A 15,029-nucleotide genomic window follows, 5' to 3' on the forward strand; every position below is an offset into this window, starting at 1 on the left:
ATAAATGAAAAAGAGACTTGCTCTCATATTTATTGTCTGTTCTGCGTTACAGTCATGCGATATGATAGAATACCACCCATATGACGGACGGGTGACAGGTGAGACGGGGATAAACGAGAAAAATATTACCCTTATAGAACAAGCTTACACCGAAAAACCGACTATAAGGTTTGCAATGATAGGCGATACACAACGCTGGTATGACGAAACAGAAGACTTTGTGAAAAGTATAAACAACAGAAGCGATATAGACTTTGTTGTGCATGGTGGTGATATATCGGATTTCGGGCTAACAAAAGAATTCTTGTGGCAACGCGATATACTCAACAAACTTAAAGTACCTTATGTAGTGCTGTTGGGTAATCACGATTGTCTTGCAAACGGAAAAGACATCTTCCATGAAGTATTCGGTGAGGTCAATTTTTCATTCATTGCGGGTAGGACAAAGTTTATTTGCCTGAACACAAATGCACTGGAATTTGACTATTCACATCCTGTGCCGGACTTCCAGTTCATTGAATACGAAATGAATAATCGTAAGGATGAATATGACAAGACTATATTCGTAATGCACGTACGTCCTTATTCAGAACAATTCAACAATAATGTAGCCAATATTTTTCAACAGGAGATAAAGAAGTTTCCAAGCCTGCAATTCTGTCTGAATGCTCACGACCATCAGGTTACAGCCGACGATCTGTTCGAGGATGGCGTCATGTACTATGGCACAGCTAATATTGCCAAAAAGAAATACTTACTTTTCACTATAAAACCGGATAATACGTATGACTATGAAGTGGTGGATTTCTAAATATAAAATTTATCCGGTACTTATACTTATTCTGCTTCCAATAATAGCCTCAGCACAGAACGGATACGAAAGAAGAGTCGAGAAATATCAAAACCAGTGGAGCAAACTGATACCGACACATACCAAAATACAGTATGCAGGCGGCATGGGATTATTGTCTTTTGGTGCCGGATGGGATTATGGAAAGAATAACCAGTGGGAAACGGACGTTTTTCTGGGATTCCTACCTAAATATTCGACCAGCAAAACTAAAATAACCTTTACCCTGAAACAAAACTTCATCCCTTGGAACAAAAAATTAGGGAAAAACTTTTCGTTAGATCCGCTTGCTTGCGGATTGTATATAAATACAATCTTCGATGGAGACTTTTGGGTAAGTGAACCGGATAAGTACCCGAACGACTATTATTCCTTCTCTACAAAGATGCGTTTCAATATTTATGTAGGACAACGTATCACATACAAAATCCCTGAGGACAAGCGCTTCTTTGCCAAGTCGATTACAGCGTTTTATGAGCTTAGTACCAACGACTTGTATATGGCAAGTGCATTCACTAACAAGTATCTGAAACCAGACGATTATCTGCGCTTGTCTTTCGGATTGAAATTTCAGTTGTTCTGATCAGTTTCTCACAAATTTATTATTTGTAGTGATTTGAATCGGATTTGTAGAAAACCATTCAATAAAAGATTCCCATTTGTCCTTGTTTGCCAACTGCCAGTTCATGAATTCATATTCATCACCTTTCATTAGTATCCAATAGTTATATGCTTCAATATGATTGGCTTCTTTTATTTTCTTCTGATACTCGAATAAAACATTCGGATACCTTTTTTCATATCCGTTTTGATAATAATTGTCAACGAACCTAGAACGAATTCCATTTAGTGACTCCATATTTATTTCTTTCACTCCAATTATAGACATTAAGAGTGTAGGCTCATAAATACCTATTCCAAAAGGCATTCTTAAACTAGTCAGTTCACCAGTGAAGCTTATCACATTATTCTTGCTAAAACTAACACTCATCGCAGTATCACTAACTATCTTGATTTCACTCTTATAGGTGTTGTATAGTAATTCACTTATTTCGGCAGTACGTTTGCTGTTGCGTTCCAGATTCATAAATAGCTCTCCGTATATCATACCCCAGACTTCTTCTTGCGATGATGTGCAGAATAACTTAGAAGCCCAGTAGTAATTAGATGAGAATGCAGGTTCCACACTTATCCCTTTTTCAAAATAATCCAGCGCTTTATTGTAATTATCCTCACTCATCTGAACAACACCCAGTTCCAGATATAACTTCCCGGAAAAAGGAAATTTTTTCAATCCTTTTTCATAAGTTTTTATCGCTTCTTTTCTATTGTTTGAATAATCGTAGCTGTTGCCTAATAACTGGTAAGTCAGGTCGGAAACATTTTTATGTTTCTCTGATTTTTTCAATAGTTTGATAGCTCTTTGATAATCTTTTTTTAGGTAATAAGCAAAAGCGATTTCATAGGGATAGATGAAATTATCCGGATCAAGTTTTTGTGCTTCTTCAAGCATTTCAATACTCTTGTCATAATGCCCCTCATCCATAATCTTTATCGCTTCACGACCTATCTGCATAGCCTTTTCAGTATTAGTTTGTGCATAACCCGATTGGCAAAGGATAAGAAAGAATAATAAAAGAACCGAAAGCTTTTTCATAATATCAGAGTTTAAAGGTTGTACACAAATATAAACACAAAAAATCCGGATAAATAATATTATCCGGATTTTTTAAATTATATGATTATAATCAATCGTTATATGTAGGTAATGTTGAAAATTCTTTTGAATAACGCATCATTTGTTCCGCATAACCTTCAGTATATGATATTTTCACGTCAGTGATCTTACCGTCTTTATCCTGCACGAGTTCGAATACAGGGTTTACAAAGCCTTTGTATGGCTTCATATTCAGCTTCGCATAACGTTCTAAGATTTCTTTGTGCAACTTCTGATCTACTTTTACCGCATAGTCGGCTACGATTTTCTTCGCAGCATTGAAGTCTCCTTCCGACTTTATTCGTTGTATTTCTGCCAACAGGTCACCAAATAAAGTGCGTAGTTTCGTATAATCGTTTATCACTACATACGTCTTTCCATCCTTCACTTGGTATTCCACTACATTGTCGGCTTTACCTTTTTCGTAAACCCATTTAGCGATAAGCTGACGGTTGCGCATGTGTGATTCTTCGATGTCTTTACCCGGTTCTATACGTACAAGCTGTGTCATCAGCCCATTCATCATAAATTTATAATACTCAGCCTTATAAGCCTCCGCATCAGGGATAATACCTAATTCCAGCAACTTCGCATCAGCTAGGAAATACAGTCCGAACAAGTCGGCACGCGTCTCTTCTATAGTAGAGCTGAATTCTCCCAGAGCATTAGGATCTACTTCCGGTAATAGTTTACCTGAACCATGCCCCAGACACTCATGTAAGTCGGTATGCAATACATCGGTAATAAATCCGTATTTCTTAATGGATTCTACTTCTGTAGCCGACCACATAAACTCGTCATTGAATCCGGTGTGCGCTCCGGCAGCATCATAGGCTTCCATAATATTCTCGATAGTTACCGATTTTGAACCATGATCTTTGCGTATCCAGTTTGCGTTCGGCAAGTTGATGCCGATAGGTGTAGCCGGATAGCAGTCACCACCCAGTTGAGCAACAGTGATCACTTTTGCAGTCACTCCTCTCACGTTTTCTTTTTTGAACTGTTTGTCTACAGGTGAATGGTCTTCAAACCATTGTGCGTTCGTGCTGATAATTTCAGTGCGTTTAGTCGCCTCTACGTTCTTGAAGTTCACTACTGATTCCCAACTGGCTTTTATTCCCAGCGGATCACCATAAACTTCAGTAAATCCGTTTACAAAGTCTACCTGTGAAGCTAGGTCTTCAACCCATGCAACAGCATATTGGTCGAATGTTTTCAGATCGCCCGACTTGTAATATGAGATCAGCTTTGTGATTACTTCTTTTTGCTTGTCATTCTCTGCTACACCTTGTGCTTTTTCGAGCCAGTAAACAATCCGCTCGATAGCCGGAGAATATAAACCGCCCACTTTCCATACCTTCTCCACCAACTTGCCATTCTCTTTTACAAGACGGCTGTTCAGTCCGTAAGATACAGGAGTCTGATCAGTTGTGTCTTTCATGGCTCCATAGAATTCCTGTACTTCTTTCTGGGTTACATTATCCCCATAATAGTTGTTGGCTGAAGTAAGAATAAGATCGCCACCCGACTGATTCACTTTTTTAGCCATCACCTTAGCGTCAAACATAACAGGAGTTATCATCTTAATAAACTCATCTGTTGTCATAAATGATGAATGAGCCAGATTATACTGATCTACAGGGCGCACGCTATCCGGTAACGCACGTACCTGCTCAGCAAAAAAATCTTTTGAAAAGCCCGGCAGGAATTTCTCTTCACCATAATGATGATGTATGCCATTTGAGAACCATACGCGTTTGAGATACACCTCAAATTCTTTATAGTCGTTGGTATTCTTATCACCCTTATAGTTTGTATAGATAGCTTCCAGTGTGCGGCGTATAGCCAGATTGTATTTATTGTTCTGGTCGAAGAGGATATCACGCCCTTCAAGAGCGGCCATAGAAAGATAATATACGAGTTCTTTCTGTTCCAGAGTCAGATTGTTGAAACCCGGAACATAATAACGCAATATCTGCAAATCGGCAAAAGCATCGACTTCGTATACAAAATCGGCGGGAACGGTATCGGGAGCCGCATTTGCTTCACCCTGCGCAGGCTTTTGTCCGCCACAGCCCGCCAACAACATGGAAAATCCTGTCATAGCAATTAATACTGTTTTTTTCATTCGTTTATATTTTTATAATTCAGAATCTCTTTTTAACTAAAACCTTACAGAACTCACAGTTTTTATCAATTTAAGGATCACATTTACTTTTATTACATACGCTATACTCCTGTGACCGTTAGTTGTTAGCAGTTGACTGGTCTCTGTAAACTGAATATACCATATAGATAAATATATCCGGTAATTATAACTTTATCTTTTTCGACTTTCCTTTCGATTCGTTATGAAAAGCGTCTACAGCCGTTACCACATACTTATATTCTTTGCTTCCACCCTCATACGGTAGTGTATAACTCCTATCCCTTGTTACAGTCACTATATTCTGTGCATTATTGAGATTCTCTTTTTCGCCTTTGGCAAATCTGTACACTACATAATACTTGGCCAGTTCGGGATTGTATTTATCTGTTTTGGCATCCCAGCTCAATGTATGGGTGGTTGCTGTATATGATTCTTGCAGGTTATCAACCTTTTTGGGTTTCTTTTTGTGCATATGAGTATATGCCGGTATCAAGGCAGGATATTTCTGATAATTGGATTTCAGACGGTCTGACACACCTTTGTAATTTTCCAGTAGAGAGTATGCCGGCCAGAAGCAATTGCCATGAACGGAGGTAAAACTACGCGAGAGCAGCATTTTTTCCGAAAGCTGATTGTCGCCCGAAGGCAGTGTTGTAGCATCCATCGTGCGGTTTACATCCTGTCCTATGTACAGATGTCCGTCAAAATTATTCTTTGCCCACCATTCTATCAGCGTTTTATAATCGGCTGTTTTATGACCTATTTCCCAATATATCTGTGGCATATTGTAATCTATCCATCCGTTTTTCACCCAGAGTTTTACATCGGCATACAGATCGTCATAGTTTTGCAGGCCGCTTGTATTACTTCCCGAACCGTCGGACGTACTTTTTTGGTTACGGTAGATACCGAACGGACTGATGCCGAATCGCACCCAAGGTTTGGTTACTTCCAGTGTATGCTTTACCTCACGTATGAGCAGGTTTACATTGTTGCGCCGCCAATCTCCCAGTTGGTTGTTTGAGAATCCTTGTGCTCTGGCATACTTATTAAAACTGTTCTGGTCGGGAAATGCCTCTCCCGCAACAGGGTATGGATAGAAATAATCGTCCATGTGTATGGCATCTACATCATAGCGCATTACAATATCCTTTACCACATCGCAGATAAATGTTCTGTTTTCTGGTATTCCCGGATCGAAATACACTTTTCCGTCATATGTAACAAAACGTTCAGGATATCTGTGGTAGATATGGCTTGCCGCAAATACATCATTCTTACCTGCCGATACACGATATGGATTCAGCCATGCGTGCAATTCCATATTGCGCTTGTGGCATTCTTCTACAAGGAAAGCCAATGGGTCGAAGCCTTCTTCGGGTGCAACACCCTGTGTTCCGGTAAGGAAAGCACTCCAAGGCTCGAGATTCGACTTATAGAAAGCATCGGCATAAGGGCGAGCCTGAAATATAACAGCATTTATGCCATCAGCCTGTAACTGGTCGAGTGTGGTTACAAAATATGTTTTCAACTGTGGAACAGTCATTGTCTTGTATCTGCTTTGCCATGCTGTACTCAGCCATGCTCCCCTGAATTCTCTTTTCGGGTGCGTTACATCGTTGAATGTTATACGCTGTTGCTGAGAACCGCAGGACGAAAAAATGATTAAAATGGTAATGGTTAGCAGATAAGCTATTCGGTTTCTATTCATAATTGTAAACATATTTAAAATAGGCTCTTAGATATACTTCTGCAAAAGTAGGAATAATAAGCCGAATGGCTTTGTCCGGACTTATAGATAAATCAAGATTCTCAATAGTTTAAGATTCTTTAAATATTTTGCTGTTGAGTATTCATCAGGAAAACTTGTAATCTCATGTTTAAGAGAAATTATGAAATATCTCTTAACCCGCTATTTTAAATATGTTACTTTTGTTAACTGATTAAGACTACATTTAAGATGAAACATATAACCCTTTCCCTGTTGTTGTCAGTCTCGGTGAGCCTCAGTGCAATCCGTCCGATAAAAATGGGAGTGATAACAGATACGCATTACCTGTCGGAGCAGTTGATGGACGGAGGTTATGCTGTGCAGAACTATGTGTTGGTAAGCGGTAAGAATATAAAAGATACGCCGGCGGTATTGGATAAGGTACTCGCCGACTATCTGAACAGCGATATAGAAGTCCTGCTAATCTGTGGAGACATGAGTAAAGACGGGGAAAAGCAGAGCCATCTCGATCTGGTGAAAAAGCTGAAGCCGTTGCAGGATAGGGGTGTGAAGGTCTATGTTATTCCCGGCAATCACGACATCAATATGCCCAACGCTGTCGAGTATAAAGGAAATAAGACATTGCCTGTAGCCAATGTTTCACCACGCGAGTTTACCGATATTTATGCCGCTTGCGGATACAAGGACGCCATACGGCGCGATACGGCTTCGCTGAGCTATGTGGCGCAACTGGGTGAGGATACGTGGCTGTTAGCCATAGATGCTGCCCGCTATGAGGAATATAAAGGGTATACGGTTTCGGGCGGAAAGATATCTGCTGCCACCGAAAAATGGATTGTAGATGTACTGGACGAAGCTAAGGCGAAAAATATACAGGTAATCGGCATGATGCACTGGGGACTGACAGAGCACATTATATATCAGTCGATGTTCTTTAAAGAATACCTTGTCGATGACTGGAACCGTCTGGCTAATCTTTTTGCAGATAAAGGCATGAAAGTAATCTTTACAGGGCATTTTCATTCTAACGATATATCGTCTTTCAGATCGGATAAAGGGAACATTATATATGATATAGAGACCGGAACACTGTCTGCCTACCCATTTTCGTATCGTTATGTAGATTTATACGCTGATCGCATAGACATCAGGACAGAGAATGTAACGGCTGTTCCCGGCAATCCGAATCTGGCATCAGAAGATAAGGACAGGATGCAGTCGTTGGCAAGGCAGTTGGCTCTGCAAAAAATAAAGAATCTGGGTTATGATTTCTCTCAGGATGTAAAGGAGCAGTTTGCTGATGTGCTAAGTCAGATATTTGTACTCCATGCCTTTGGTGATGAAAAGCCGGATGATCAGTTGAAAGCGTCTGTAGAGAAATTATCCAAATTGATGGAAAGCCCTATGGATTTGGATGATATGCAACTCGACTTTCCTCCTGCCGATAATAATATTGAAATTACTTTCTGATTATGCTTGAGCTCTCACTTTACCCCGATCTTATAGAAGCCGGTTGCGACGAAGCCGGACGCGGATGCCTTGCGGGACCTGTTTTTGCCGCTGCCGTAATATTGTCTGCTGATTTTGTCTGTGAAGAACTGAACGATTCCAAGCAATTGACCGAGAAGATGCGCTATGAGCTGCGCCCGTTTATTGAAGAAAAAGCTGTTGCTTGGGCTGTGGGGATAGTCGACCATAAGGAGATAGATAAAATAAACATACTCAATGCTTCCTTTCTGGCGATGCAGCGGGCTGTAGCTGCGCTGAAAGTCAGGCCGCAACATTTGCTGATAGACGGGAACCGCTTCCGTAAGTACGAAGATATACCGCATACCTGTGTAGTGAAAGGTGACGGTAAGCTGTTACCCATCGCCGCCGCCTCTATCCTTGCCAAGACATACAGGGATGATTATATGATGGAACTGCACGAAAAATATCCGTTATACAACTGGAATCATAACAAAGGATATCCGACCAAGAAGCACCGGACAGCCATAAAAGAACATGGCGTAACTCCTTTTCACCGCCTGACATTCAATCTGACGGAAAAGCAACTGGAACTGGATTTTGAGTAAGAGAGAGGGGGATTCGTTCTCTAAAAACCGAACTTATCCTCAAAATCTTTAGCTATCTCATTGAGAAAGTAGAGTGTGCTTTTGCGTGTGTTTTCTCTGTATTCCTGTATATTGTCTTGCGTGCCGATTGCCGTATCGGTAATGAAGTCTTCAGCGCGTATCACACGAGGAAGCAGGGTGTTGTTCTTGGAATTCTCGTATAGATAAGATATCTCGGTTATCTCCAGTACACACTTATCCTGAAAGAGGAAACCGTTGATTCTGTAGCGCATTATCATTTTTTCACGCACGCCTTTCGAGTTGGCAGGTAATAACAATTCTACCCTCGATTTAGCAATAAACTCATTGTTCTTCTCATCGTGGCGTACACTGGAGATGAAAGGGTCTTTGCCATAATTGATTATAGCCCACTCTTTCAGTATTGCATAATTCGATTCTTTCGATATTTCTTTCTTGGATGGTATTTCTTTCAGGAAAGTTACTTTCCCTTCAACAAGAGGGACTTCCGAGAACTTTTCCCCTTGCTTTACCACCTGTGAAAATGCTGTACTTGGAAGCAAAATGCAGATCAATGTTATTGTGTATTGTAAAAGTTCTTTCATCGTCAGAGTCATTTGTGTTACACAAATATAAAAATATATTCAAAATATATTTACTTCTGACAATAAATTAACTCTTTACCTTACTCAATGTTGTGTCGCTTCCAGATAATTTTTAAGTGTATTGGAATACATTTCCAGCATCTTTTCCCAAACGAAATCATAGTCTATATAGTCCAGATCTATTTTTTTGATCTGCTTGTCCAGATAGATTTTGAAGTCTTCCAACTGTCCGGCAGTATATTTGTCGGCAAAGCGGGTTTCATTATTTCGCATATCGTGTGCCATATAGTTGCAAGGGAATATCTCATAGTTGGAATGTATCTCCTTGTCTATAATCTTTGCTGCCAGTTCCGGTTGCAAACGCTTATCCGGCTCAGTTATCTTTTCCAGATCAGGATTGATACACTTGCCGAAACGGAATACAACATTTCCTTTTTGCCCCAATATGCCGATTTCCATATTCAGCAAATCATCGCGCTGTGATTTCTTGAAGTCCGGATCATCGCGCTTCTGTTGAAACTCTTTTGCTTTCAGGTAATCGCATGGATCGTATTCGTAAGAAATAGATAATGGTATCAAATTCAGTTCTTTCAGGCTTTCGAGGAAAGGCTTGTCGTCCGGATACAGAGCCAGCATTTTCAGTAGGCTGTCCTGCGTTCTGTCGTCCGAATTTTTAGCTCGTCCTTCACGCTGGGCTACCCACACCGATTCTTTTTTCGTTGCGATAGCATAATGGATATATTCCGAAAGATGTTTTGAGGCTATCAGTCTTTCCTTGATTGATAGTCCGCGTCTTACAATAAAACTTTTGTTGAGCCTTACCAACTTGTCTATCCACGAATGTATAAGGAGGTTGTCGCCAATGGCAATTTCTGTAGTCTTAAAACCTTCTTTGTGGCGCAGTATGTTGAGCAGTCCGGCATCGAGGACTATATCCCTGTGATTGGACAGGAACAAGTGCTCCACCGATTTGTCTATATTATCCCAGTTGTCACCCTTTATGCTGGTCGAAACCCTTGCTCCGAGCATACTTACCACAGGGTAGATCATCTTTGCCTGAAACTCTTCTTTGGTTTTATATGTAGACATTTCAGCCGAAAAGTCGTTCCAGTCTATATCGGGGATAACATATTTTACTGCGTGTTGAAATCCCGGATCTACTAATATTTCCTGAATGGCTTGTTCCACCTCATGATCGTACAGAGGCGCTATATCATCAAATCTACTATCCATGGTATTATAAAATAGTGTTAAATTCGTTTTCTATAATTTCTGTCAATACATCGGTTATGCTTAGCTCCGCAGCAGCTACCTGTTGAGGGATAAAGCTTGTCGGAGTCATTCCCGGTGTCGTATTCACATCTAACAAGTAAGGTATACCGTCCGAAATAATGTAATCGACACGGATAATTCCTTTTGCTCCCACCAGATCATATACTTTACTGGTGAGTTGCCCTATCTTTTTTGTCATTTCATCTGAAATACGTGCAGGGGTTATTTCTTCTACCTGGCCCTCGTATTTGGCGTCATAGTCAAAAAACTCGTTTGTAGTTACTACCTCCGTTATCGGGAAAATAACTTCTTTTCCTCTTACTTTGTAGCAGCCACACGTAACTTCGCATCCGCTGATAAAACTTTCTATGATGACATCATTTGTTTCGGCAAAAGACGATTCTATCGCTTTCTGAAGCTGCTCTATGGATTTAACCTTAGTCGTTGCAAAACTCGATCCTCCTGTATTCGGTTTTACGAACTGAGGAAATCCGAGACTATCACCGATATTTTTCACATCATACTTAGTATCCTTATCCAAATATAAAGAATTTGCAACTACTATGCCAAAGTTTTTAAGAAAATTGTTGCAGACAAATTTATTCATGGTCAGTGCCGATGCCATTAGTCCGCAGGTAGAGTAGGGTACATTTATCATGTCGAGATAGCCTTGCAGGCGTCCGTCTTCTCCCGGTGTACCGTGTATTGTGATATATGCGAAGTCAAATTTAACTTTTGCATTATCTGTCGGATTTGTAAAACTAAAGTCATTCTTGTCTACAGGGTAAGTGTTGCCGCCTATTTCTACAGTCCACTCTTCCCGCACTATTTTCACCTTGTACAGATTGTATTTCTCCTTGTCCAGAAAAGAGTATATGCCTTTCATGCTTTTTTCTGACACTATTATTTCAGAAGTATATCCTCCCCATACTATGGCGATGTTCCTTTTCATTTTCTTATATTCAGATTGTTGTTTTTCTTATATTCTCAAATATCCCTGTTGGCAACATATCCGCGCCATTTGTCGAGTAAAGATGTCATATCTTCGGGTAAAGGAGCCTCGAACATCAGCTCTTCACCTGTGCGGGGTTGTATGAATCCCAGCGTCTGTGCGTGCAGAGCTTGTCGCGGACATATATTGAAGCAATTCTGTACAAACTGCCTGTACTTTGCAAAATGTGTACCCCTCAGTATTTCATTGCCTCCGTAGCGCTCATCGTTAAATAGTGTGTGCCCGATATATTTCATATGTACCCTTATCTGGTGTGTGCGTCCGGTCTCGAGCTTACATTGTACCAGCGATACATAGCCCAGACGTTCTAATACTTTGTAGTGTGTAACGGCAGGTTTTCCGAAATCGCCATTAGGAAAAACGGTCATCAGCATGCGGTCTTTGAGGCTTCTGCCTATATTACCTTCTATGCATCCTTCGTCGGCTTCTACCGATCCCCACACCAGTGCTACATACTGCCTTTTGGTAGTTTTGTTGAAAAACTGGGCGGAAAGATGTGCTTTCGCATACGCATTTTTGGCTACTACTATAAGGCCGGATGTATCTTTGTCTATACGGTGTACAATGCCCAGACGCGGGTCTTTTGCATCATACTCGGGTGTGTCTTTCAATCTGTATGCGACAGCATTTACCAATGTGCCCTGATAGTTGCCGAATCCGGGATGTACTACGAGGCCGGGCGGTTTGTTGATGACCATCAGGTCTTCATCTTCATAGACCACATCGAGCGGAATGTCTTCCGGTACGATTTCCATTTCGCGCGGAGGACGGTTCATCACCACTGATATTGTATCCAATGGCTTTATTTTGTAGTTTGATTTTACGGGGGTGTCATTTACCAGAATGCAGCCTGCGTCTGCAGCCTGTTGAATTCTGTTACGTGATACATTGACTATGTGCATGGCCAGATACTTATCTACACGTATCTGTCCCTGTCCCTTATCAGCTACAAAGCGATAATGCTCATATAGGTCATTGCTTTGCTCTTCTGCCAGTTCGTCTTCGGGCAGATCGTCTATGTCGTCGAATGAGTTATCTGTCATTATTCAAAGAAAGATTCTTCAATATTAGTTTCTGGCTCCAATATTTCCGGCATAGGTATGCTGTCATCCAGTGATTCACCTCCGGAGCCTACTACCATTTTCAGACTCGACCCTTTCGGTATCTTCTGGTTTGGTAAAAGTTCTTTCCCTTTATAAGAAACGGAAATCACAATGCCGGCATAAGGGGAAGGTACTTCTTCTATCACGATTTTATCGAATCCTAAAGAATTGAGTTGGGCTTCGGCCTGACGTCTGGAATAATCCTTTAATTCGGGTATTGGAACCATTTGTACTCCTTTAGCCTGAATGATGAGGAATATGGTGCGTCCTGATTTTACGTTCGATTCTCCTTTTGGTATCTGCTCTAATATTGCTCCGGGCACTCCGCCGGTACGGAATATGGAATCGCTGATCTCGTATTGTAGTCCCGATGCTTTCAGTATGCCCTGTGCTTCCTCTATTTGCAGTCCCTTTATATTAGGTACTGCTATTGACTCGCTGTGTCGAGTATATATATTGATCAGGAATAGTACGATAAATATCAGCGCAAGGAAAGTAATCGCCATAAACAGTATGTTTCTGACGTAGATGTTTGTGAGGAACCGTAAAACAATATTCTTTTTTTTCTCCATGGATAAAATGTCTATACGAACGTTGATGCAAAAATATTAAAAAATTATGTGTATTGCCCCTTATTACTTTACAATTTATGTTATTATAAGAATAAATGAAAAGAAAGTGTCCCAAAAACGCTCATCTGCTTCATTGCTTGCTTCATCAGTCGTAGGTCACATACTTTAGTATGCTCCCGTCCTTCTGAGAACCAGTAGCTTCGCATCTAAACATTTTTTGAACATTTCTGATGTTAGAATGCAAAAGAGGCTGTCTCTCCTACTTTTGAGACAGCCTCTTTTGTTTATAAATAACGTATATCGTATACGTACTATTCAGATTTTGAAATAGGTATCTGGCGTTTAACTCCCTGACTCAAAGAAATCATGGTTTCTGTGGCTACTACACCCGGTATGTCTTGTATCTTGTTGTTGAGCAAGTCCATTAGGTGTTCGTTGTCGCGTGCATACAGCTTGATCAGAATCGTATAAGGACCTGTCGTAAAATGAGATTCTACTATTTCAGGTATTTTATCCAGTTCAGGTATTACTGTTTTATACATAGAACCTCTTTCGAGTTTTACCCCGATGTATGTACATGTATTGTATCCTAATACTTTAGGATTGACAAAATATCCTGATCCTACGATTACGTCCATTTCTACCATGCGTTGTACGCGTTGGTGGATGGCTGCACGGGAGACACCGCACTCAAGGGCTACATCTTTGAACGGAATCCTTGCATTTTGTGAAATGATCTCCAATATCTTTTTGTCAAGCTTGTCGATTTTTTGCATAATAAGAGTTTTTAGGGTTATTTTATTCCAAATATAAGTTGTTTTTTGTAAAAACAAAACTTTTTGCTAAATAAAATACATCACTAATGCCAAATTATTATCTATTTCTTACTTTTTGTCTTATTTTCTGACAGGAGCCGGAGCTGCAGGAGCCTCAATTCCTAATAACTCAATATCAAAAATCAAGTTAGAGAACGGTTTGATAGTCCCTCTGTCAGCAGCACCATAAGCCAGATCGTAAGGGATATAAACTGTCCATTTAGAGCCTACAGGCATTAGTTGAAGAACTTCTGTCCAGCCTTTGATCACTTGGTTAACACCGAAAGTAGCAGGTTGTCCGCGATCTACAGAACTGTCGAATACTGTACCGTCGATCAACGTTCCATGATAATTAACCTTTACTACGTCTGTGGCAGCCGGTTTCGATCCGTTACCTTCTTTTACTACTTTGTACTGAACGCCGCTAGGAAGTGTTACTACACCTTCTTTAGCTTTATTCTCATCCATGAATTTCTGTCCGGCAGCAATCTGCTCGGTATATTGCTTTTTCATTTCCTCTTCTTGTTTAGCCTGAGCCTTAGCTTGAGCTTCCTGCATTTTTACAGTGTAGATAGCAGCAGGGTTTTCGATAGCAAATTTGCCACCTTTCATAGATGTTGCCAAAGCAGCAAGGAAAGCATCGTTGTTGAATTTCTCTTTAGAATCCGGCCCGTAGATCTGATTGATAAAGTTAGGGAACATTTGTTTTCCGATCTGGTTACCTACCGAGATGCCGGCAATGTATGGAGACTGGGTTTCAGGTGCATTTATACCTTCTTTGAGTCCTTTTAGGAACTCAGCAATGTTTCTAGTGTTGGCTTTAGAAAGAGAGTCGATCTTAAAGTTCATTACTTTCAGCAAAGAGTCTTTTTTTGTAGCATCTGCATCAGCCATTCTTGTATAGTAAGCTCTCATGCCTGTAGTATCGCTTATAACACCTGATTGTTGCAGGAACATGGCCAGGCCTTGCTGCTCATACATATTTGCACCAAGAGCGTAAGAGAGAGTATCAATGTCGGACTTGAGTGTAGGGTTTGAATTTACACCACCATCACAAGATGTAAGTAAAGCTCCGATAGCTACGAAAGCACCAAGAGCGAAAACCTGAATTTTTTTCATGTTTTAATTAA

The 15,029-nt window shown here is 40.5% G+C and carries 14 protein-coding genes; 4 read left to right on the forward strand and 10 right to left on the reverse strand.

The features are described from left to right. Positions 1-4: 4 nt before the first annotated feature. Together M2448_RS06580 and M2448_RS06585 are read left to right on the forward strand one after the other, a co-directional pair. Entirely contained in the window at positions 5-811 is an 807-nt protein-coding gene (locus M2448_RS06580) for a metallophosphoesterase (protein WP_280645119.1), read from the forward strand. After that, the gene (locus M2448_RS06585) at positions 792-1,433 is read left to right on the forward strand and encodes a hypothetical protein (protein ID WP_280645120.1); all 642 of its coding nucleotides are present in this window, start codon (positions 792-794) and stop codon (positions 1,431-1,433) included. Before M2448_RS06580 ends, M2448_RS06585 begins: the two co-directional genes overlap by 20 nt. On the opposite strand, the gene M2448_RS06590 is transcribed toward M2448_RS06585, so the two are convergent. The 3 genes from M2448_RS06590 to M2448_RS06600 form a co-directional block, all read right to left on the reverse strand. Next, the gene (locus tag M2448_RS06590) at positions 1,434-2,507 is read right to left on the reverse strand and encodes a tetratricopeptide repeat protein (RefSeq protein ID WP_280645121.1); all 1,074 of its coding nucleotides are present in this window, start codon (positions 2,505-2,507) and stop codon (positions 1,434-1,436) included. Positions 2,508-2,598: 91 nt separating this feature from the next. Beyond that, complete coding sequence (locus tag M2448_RS06595) at positions 2,599-4,695, reverse strand: dihydrofolate reductase (RefSeq protein WP_280697083.1); 2,097 nt, start codon at positions 4,693-4,695, stop codon at positions 2,599-2,601. Between the two features lie 184 nt (positions 4,696-4,879). Continuing rightward, positions 4,880-6,427, reverse strand: coding sequence for a family 10 glycosylhydrolase (locus M2448_RS06600; RefSeq protein ID WP_280645123.1), 1,548 nt, complete (start codon positions 6,425-6,427; stop codon positions 4,880-4,882). 249 nt (positions 6,428-6,676) lie between these two features. Between M2448_RS06600 and M2448_RS06605 the strand changes: the two genes are divergently transcribed. Both M2448_RS06605 and M2448_RS06610 read left to right on the forward strand, forming a co-directional pair. Then, the gene (locus M2448_RS06605) at positions 6,677-7,918 is read left to right on the forward strand and encodes a metallophosphoesterase (RefSeq protein ID WP_280645124.1); all 1,242 of its coding nucleotides are present in this window, start codon (positions 6,677-6,679) and stop codon (positions 7,916-7,918) included. 2 nt (positions 7,919-7,920) lie between these two features. Beyond that, entirely contained in the window at positions 7,921-8,523 is a 603-nt protein-coding gene (locus M2448_RS06610; protein WP_280645125.1) for a ribonuclease HII, read from the forward strand. A 20-nt stretch (positions 8,524-8,543) separates the two neighbouring features. On the opposite strand, the gene M2448_RS06615 is transcribed toward M2448_RS06610, so the two are convergent. The 7 genes from M2448_RS06615 to M2448_RS06645 form a co-directional block, all read right to left on the reverse strand. Further along, complete coding sequence (locus M2448_RS06615; protein ID WP_280645126.1) at positions 8,544-9,125, reverse strand: hypothetical protein; 582 nt, start codon at positions 9,123-9,125, stop codon at positions 8,544-8,546. 84 nt (positions 9,126-9,209) lie between these two features. Beyond that, on the reverse strand, positions 9,210-10,358 hold the full coding sequence (locus M2448_RS06620) for a hypothetical protein (protein ID WP_280645127.1): 1,149 nt from the start codon (positions 10,356-10,358) through the stop codon (positions 9,210-9,212). 4 nt (positions 10,359-10,362) lie between these two features. Then, positions 10,363-11,349 (reverse strand): D-alanine--D-alanine ligase, encoded by a 987-nt coding sequence (locus M2448_RS06625; RefSeq protein ID WP_280645128.1) that lies wholly within the window; start codon positions 11,347-11,349, stop codon positions 10,363-10,365. Between the two features lie 35 nt (positions 11,350-11,384). Beyond that, entirely contained in the window at positions 11,385-12,452 is a 1,068-nt protein-coding gene (locus M2448_RS06630) for an RluA family pseudouridine synthase (protein ID WP_280645129.1), read from the reverse strand. Further along, a complete protein-coding gene (locus M2448_RS06635) occupies positions 12,452-13,084 on the reverse strand; it encodes a PASTA domain-containing protein (protein ID WP_280645130.1) in 633 nt (210 codons plus the stop codon). Before M2448_RS06635 ends, M2448_RS06630 begins: the two co-directional genes overlap by 1 nt. Positions 13,085-13,395: 311 nt before the next feature. Then, a complete protein-coding gene (locus tag M2448_RS06640; RefSeq protein WP_280645131.1) occupies positions 13,396-13,860 on the reverse strand; it encodes an Lrp/AsnC ligand binding domain-containing protein in 465 nt (154 codons plus the stop codon). Between the two features lie 120 nt (positions 13,861-13,980). Continuing rightward, positions 13,981-15,018: an FKBP-type peptidyl-prolyl cis-trans isomerase gene (locus M2448_RS06645; protein ID WP_280645132.1), complete on the reverse strand. Its 1,038-nt coding sequence runs from the start codon at positions 15,016-15,018 to the stop codon at positions 13,981-13,983. Positions 15,019-15,029 lie beyond the last annotated feature (11 nt).

It is taken from the genome of Dysgonomonas sp. PF1-14 (assembly GCF_029892965.1).
Lineage (GTDB): Bacteria > Bacteroidota > Bacteroidia > Bacteroidales > Dysgonomonadaceae > Dysgonomonas.

What these genes read in the sequence shown, in the direction of transcription:
- M2448_RS06580 (WP_280645119.1), top strand. Translation starts at nt 5, where the DNA reads ATGAAAAAGAGACTTGCTCTCATATTTATTGTCTGTTCTGCGTTACAG.
- M2448_RS06585 (WP_280645120.1), top strand. Translation starts at nt 792, where the DNA reads ATGAAGTGGTGGATTTCTAAATATAAAATTTATCCGGTACTTATACTT.
- M2448_RS06590 (WP_280645121.1), bottom strand. Translation starts at nt 2,507, where the DNA reads ATGAAAAAGCTTTCGGTTCTTTTATTATTCTTTCTTATCCTTTGCCAA.
- M2448_RS06595 (WP_280697083.1), bottom strand. Translation starts at nt 4,695, where the DNA reads ATGAAAAAAACAGTATTAATTGCTATGACAGGATTTTCCATGTTGTTG.
- M2448_RS06600 (WP_280645123.1), bottom strand. Translation starts at nt 6,427, where the DNA reads ATGAATAGAAACCGAATAGCTTATCTGCTAACCATTACCATTTTAATC.
- M2448_RS06605 (WP_280645124.1), top strand. Translation starts at nt 6,677, where the DNA reads ATGAAACATATAACCCTTTCCCTGTTGTTGTCAGTCTCGGTGAGCCTC.
- M2448_RS06610 (WP_280645125.1), top strand. Translation starts at nt 7,921, where the DNA reads ATGCTTGAGCTCTCACTTTACCCCGATCTTATAGAAGCCGGTTGCGAC.
- M2448_RS06615 (WP_280645126.1), bottom strand. Translation starts at nt 9,125, where the DNA reads ATGAAAGAACTTTTACAATACACAATAACATTGATCTGCATTTTGCTT.
- M2448_RS06620 (WP_280645127.1), bottom strand. Translation starts at nt 10,358, where the DNA reads ATGGATAGTAGATTTGATGATATAGCGCCTCTGTACGATCATGAGGTG.
- M2448_RS06625 (WP_280645128.1), bottom strand. Translation starts at nt 11,349, where the DNA reads ATGAAAAGGAACATCGCCATAGTATGGGGAGGATATACTTCTGAAATA.
- M2448_RS06630 (WP_280645129.1), bottom strand. Translation starts at nt 12,452, where the DNA reads ATGACAGATAACTCATTCGACGACATAGACGATCTGCCCGAAGACGAA.
- M2448_RS06635 (WP_280645130.1), bottom strand. Translation starts at nt 13,084, where the DNA reads ATGGAGAAAAAAAAGAATATTGTTTTACGGTTCCTCACAAACATCTAC.
- M2448_RS06640 (WP_280645131.1), bottom strand. Translation starts at nt 13,860, where the DNA reads ATGCAAAAAATCGACAAGCTTGACAAAAAGATATTGGAGATCATTTCA.
- M2448_RS06645 (WP_280645132.1), bottom strand. Translation starts at nt 15,018, where the DNA reads ATGAAAAAAATTCAGGTTTTCGCTCTTGGTGCTTTCGTAGCTATCGGA.